This is a genomic window from Candidatus Ryanbacteria bacterium CG10_big_fil_rev_8_21_14_0_10_43_42, from assembly GCA_002793915.1.
In the GTDB taxonomy this organism is placed as follows: domain Bacteria; phylum Patescibacteriota; class Minisyncoccia; order Ryanbacterales; family 2-02-FULL-48-12; genus 1-14-0-10-43-42.
Map to the genome: position 1 here is coordinate 125,191 of PFEF01000010.1, position 1,547 is coordinate 126,737.

Consider the following 1,547-nt stretch of genomic DNA (forward strand, 5'->3'; position numbering starts at 1 on the left):
GAAAAATATTTGAATTGTATTTTATGATATTTTCTTGAAATTCAATCGTGTCAAGATTAATATCACCTCGCATCACAACATACGGACCCCACTTGGTTTCTGCTGAGTGAGGAATTGGGAGAAAGGCATACCATGTTGGAAACCGTGACCTTTCATCTTCCCAGATAACGGTAACATTATTATCTTCCCGATAAATAGCTAATATTTCGAACGCATCAGTTCTTCTGCTAGAAAGATATCCGGCGTTCTCTATCCCAGTATTTTCAGATATTATATTAAGAGAGAGTCTATTGTTTAATAGAAAGCAAAATATCTTATCGTTATATATTACACCGTAATCACCACATATATCTTTACTAGATCGGTTAATTTCTACCCATGTTTCTCCAGCATCTCTAGAAAACAAAAGCAATTCTTCAGGGTATAATGTCTTCACTCCATTTTTGGTTTCTTCCTTTAATGCTGATTGAAGTCTGACTAGCCCATCATTCCATTTACCAACAATCTCACCATCTAAATTTATGGTTGAATTGTTGTCTATTAATTTCTGTATCCTAGCGTCTCGCCACGCACTTACAAATTCAAAATTACCACTGATATCTAATCTCATTGATTCTCTAATACTGGCATGAGTAAGTCTGGACGGGTCCATAATAATATTGGGGCTAAATGGTCCATCAAATTTTTCAAACAATCTTTGCGAATCTTCATATAGAGCATTATTTACGTTATTCTTATCATTTAACTTCGGAATAAAATAATATGTCAGTAATATGACAATTAATAACAAAACTGTACTAATGTAAATTATTTTCTGTTGCATATAAAGAATTTATTTAAGGGATTCATCAACTTTTGACCAGATGCTCGTATCTTGCCAAAAAGAATGATTTTCAATAATTCCACCTTCTTTATTAGTACTTGCTACATCAATATTTGCTGATGGTTCAGAAAATGTTCTGCCAGCAGGCCCAAATTCAAAGCGACTACCTGCTAAATATCCCCACACGCCTCCAGCTATATAGCCAAGCGCTCTACTTACTAAGCCTCCACCAAATTTTTGAATAGAATCATTACTATTATATACATTAATATGATTTCCTATATTACCATAATTTGGTCGATAACTTCTCCGTACAGGAGTTGCTAGAGTAACTAAATTATCAATCTTCTTGTCTGTCATTTGACTTGCAAGAATACCGATATTACCTCCGTGACTATGCCCGACAATGTTCAATTGCTCTCCCTCATCAAAGTTATGGTTATTTATCTGATTTGCTAAATTGTTTGCGGCAGCTTCCCGTGCTTTTTTATTATTGTTCCCAGACCAATGGAATACTTCAGCAGGTTCACCAAATGTCTCTCCAACTGAATTAATGAAGTCCCCGGCAGATCCGTCATTGGACCAATCATCTTTGTCGTAACCCGTACCCGGAACAACTACAGTAAACAATCCTTCCGGATCAATAAAGTTGAGCGGATTGTTTCGGACGTAGGAATACCCATTCAACTGCTGGGGATCTTGGAGAAACTTCCGCGGATTGTCC

General features: G+C 36.3%; 1 protein-coding gene and 1 pseudogene (1 of these 2 running past the window's edge). Both read right to left on the reverse strand.

All coding sequences use genetic code 11. From position 1 onward, the window contains the following. Positions 1-823 (reverse strand): annotated as a pseudogene (locus COU90_04800) (hypothetical protein); it reaches 149 nt to the left of the window's first position. Between the two features lie 9 nt (positions 824-832). Continuing rightward, the coding region (locus COU90_04805) for a hypothetical protein (GenBank protein PJE64161.1) at positions 833-1,547 on the reverse strand (715 nt) is incomplete at its 5' end.